This window comes from Candidatus Cloacimonadota bacterium (assembly GCA_020532355.1).
Lineage (GTDB): Bacteria > Cloacimonadota > Cloacimonadia > Cloacimonadales > Cloacimonadaceae > UBA5456.
Map to the genome: position 1 here is coordinate 1 of JAJBBD010000247.1, position 3,011 is coordinate 3,011.

The window sequence follows — 3,011 nt, forward strand, 5'->3', positions numbered from 1 at the left end:
CAAAGCAAAAGGCCCACAAGGCCTTCCAACATCCCCCCTCGCGCCTTCGCAACAGGCAGATTACCGGACTGCTGAGCGGCCGCCCCCTCCCTCAGTTTGCGCAGCCCTCGACCTCGCAAAGGAGATCGCGCAAACCATCCCGGAACTAACTTATGTATCCTGGGATATTGCACTCACTTCTTATCCCCGCTATACGCAAAAAGCCGAGGCCTTCCATAACAATGCCACTATCTCTCCCTCATAGCCGGAAAAAGACGAAGCCTTTCAAAGAGCCAACTTGTTGCCCTCTAAACAGGCAGACTTGTGAATATTACGACGCAGCGGATCCACTGTACCGCTGCGTCTTGATCCACCAGTTCCGAGGTCACGGAACCATCGTTCCGACACCAGGACCACTTTTAAATAGGTCGCTTATTTCTCCCGTAACGTTCCCGCATTGATGGATAATTTGGGTTTTGACTCAGATCGACAATGTAAGCGTTATGCTCCAGCCGATCGTAAATAGCATCACTCATAGTTCTGTTCGCCATCTTCATGGCGCAGCCTTTAAGGTCATACTGAGTACAAAGTATGGTTGACGTCCCTTCAGTCAGTTCCCGGTTATGAATGAGTTCATACAAGAACTGTGTTTCTATCTCGTCAATTTCTGATAGCATCCAGTCATCGATGATAAGCAGATTGCATTTCTTCAACTCCTTTGTATAACGAGTAAGCTTCAGATCTGAAGCAAGTCTGAGGTCATCCAATAGTGATCTCATGCGAGTGAAGCGCACGCTGTACAGCTTCAGACAAGCGGACATTCCCAAGGCACAGGCCAGATAACTTTTGCCGCTTCCGGTTGCACCCATGATGACAATGTTTCTGCTCTTGTCTATGAAGTCGCAAGTTTCTAATCTTAGTACAACTCCTCTGTCCAACTTGCGTCCTTCGTCGTAGTCTATTTCGGAAAGTGAAGCTTGAGGCTGTTCGAAAGCGGCTTTCTTGATTAATCTTTGGCGTTTGCTGCTGACTCTCTTGTCCTCTTCTCTGTCCACCATAAGGGTCAGCACTTCCTCTGCAGTGAGAATCCCGCCTTGTCTTTCCAGAACCATTTCTTTGTAACATTCAGCCATGCCGGACAGGTGCAAAGCTTTAAGTTTAGTATACGTTTGATTGCTCATTTCACGTCACCTCTCAAATTGCGAATAAAAGCATGCTCTATGCTGGGGTCAGCTTCCCTGACTGTGTCAACATCCCTATTCTTCATTTTCTTAAAGACTGTTTTAACAAGCTTGTAACTGGGCGTGTCTGTGTAACTCAGCACTTTGGCTGATGCTTGTTCTAGCAGTTCTTCATTGCCATTATCTCCAAGCTTCAAAATGCCAAAGCAGGAGCGAAAGCCTTGTTGAGGAATAGCGTATTTGGCAAGCAAAAGTTGAATAAGTTTTCTTGTTGAGCTGCCGATGTTTTCTGCCCAGGATAAGAAGCGATCCTCATCCCACTCCAGATACTTCTGATGTTTTTTAGGCATATGATCCCGCACTGTCTGATACTGACCCTTTCGCCCCTGCAAGCGCTGGTGACTTGTGATCCTTGTGTCTGCTTTGAATATTTCAATTAGAGAACTTGTGCTCTTAACATTGAGTTTCTGACTGATATACTGGAAAGGGACGGAATAGAACATGCCGTCTACACTGATGTGATAATTAGGTTGGACGGTCGCGACTTTCCAGGTTGCCATTTCGTACCGCGTTTTAGGTAGATGGGTAAGCAGATCTTGCTCTTGTGCAAAAAGAGTCGCTCTGCTGCCCGTCTTCTTCTGAAAGGCATGCGTATTGAAGATATCTACGTATTTCCAGACTTCCTCATTGAATTCTTCCAGAGTAAAAAAGGTTTGATTTCGTATTTTCCCCAGGATTTTATTTGCCAAATTATTAACTGAGCTCTCGACATTGGGTTTGTCGCGCGGACGTTTTATGCGCGCAGGAAGGATAAAGGTTGAGTAGTGCTCTGCCAGTTCCTGATAATTTGCCTGAATGTCGGGCTCACAGTACGAAGGTTTTTTAATGCCCGTCTTCAAATTGTCGGGAATAACAGTTTTGGGAACTCCCCCAAGAAACTCAAATAAATGTATGTTTGCAGTAATCCAGGCATCTATATCCATGCTGAGAAAACCTTCGGCATAACTGTATTGGCTGTAAGACATGGCTGCAACAAAAATATATACGGGTATGAGTTCTCCACTGACGGGATCCTTCAGGTATCCGGTTTTGCCTGCCCAGTCCACTTCCACTTCTTCACCAGGAGTACGCTTAATGTGCATGGTGGCTCTGTTTTTTTGAGAATGAGCTCGATAGTAGTCACAGTAGCGTGAGTACATGTAGGGGCGCTTGCCGTTAGCGTGGGCTCTGTCACAGTACTCCAACCACAAGAGCTGAAGCGTTACACCAACTTTCCTCACTTCCTTTTCGATGTACTCACAGTCAGGCTGCTCATAGTCGCTCTCTATTAGCTTCTGAGGGTAAAGCAGTGCCCGGACTTGAGACTCTTCCAGACCGCCTTCCTGGACCTTGTGCCAGCTTAAGTCCTGCTCCTTTGCTGCCGTCAGTGTATTACGGACGGTGGTGCGCGATATGCGCAGTGTTGTTGCGATTTGGCGCTGGCTGAACGATTCGTTCGCCATACGCAAAATCTCTCGATACTTTGTCATTTTATGACCTCCTAAAAATATTGCCACTTTCGTGACAATTTATTCTAGCAAGGTCTTATGGCTTTATTCTCGGAATTAATGGATTCGGGGTCGGTAGAGCCGGTCCTCGTCGGTCGGAACTAGTTGATCTCGCTTGTCGGAACGGGTGGATCTCATACGTCGGAACGGTGGTTCAACTTGCTTCGGAATACTCAGGTTGCAGGTGAGATGCCAAGCTGGTTTCGGTCCGGTATGGAGGCGGCGCTTCTCGCGCCAACGGCGATGAACCAGCAGAAATTTCTGCTTACCCTTTCTGGCAATACAGTTGAGGCTCAATCAACCG

2 protein-coding genes and 1 pseudogene are annotated in these 3,011 nt (G+C 47.1%); 1 reads left to right on the forward strand and 2 read right to left on the reverse strand.

The features are described from left to right. Positions 1-398: 398 nt before the first annotated feature. Both LHW48_08685 and istA read right to left on the reverse strand, forming a co-directional pair. A complete protein-coding gene (locus LHW48_08685; protein ID MCB5260527.1) occupies positions 399-1,160 on the reverse strand; it encodes an ATP-binding protein in 762 nt (253 codons plus the stop codon). Continuing rightward, positions 1,157-2,689, reverse strand: coding sequence for an IS21 family transposase (istA, locus tag LHW48_08690; GenBank protein ID MCB5260528.1), 1,533 nt, complete (start codon positions 2,687-2,689; stop codon positions 1,157-1,159). Before istA ends, LHW48_08685 begins: the two co-directional genes overlap by 4 nt. Positions 2,690-2,893: 204 nt before the next feature. Between istA and LHW48_08695 the strand changes: the two are divergent. Next, positions 2,894-3,011: pseudogene (locus LHW48_08695) on the forward strand (nitroreductase).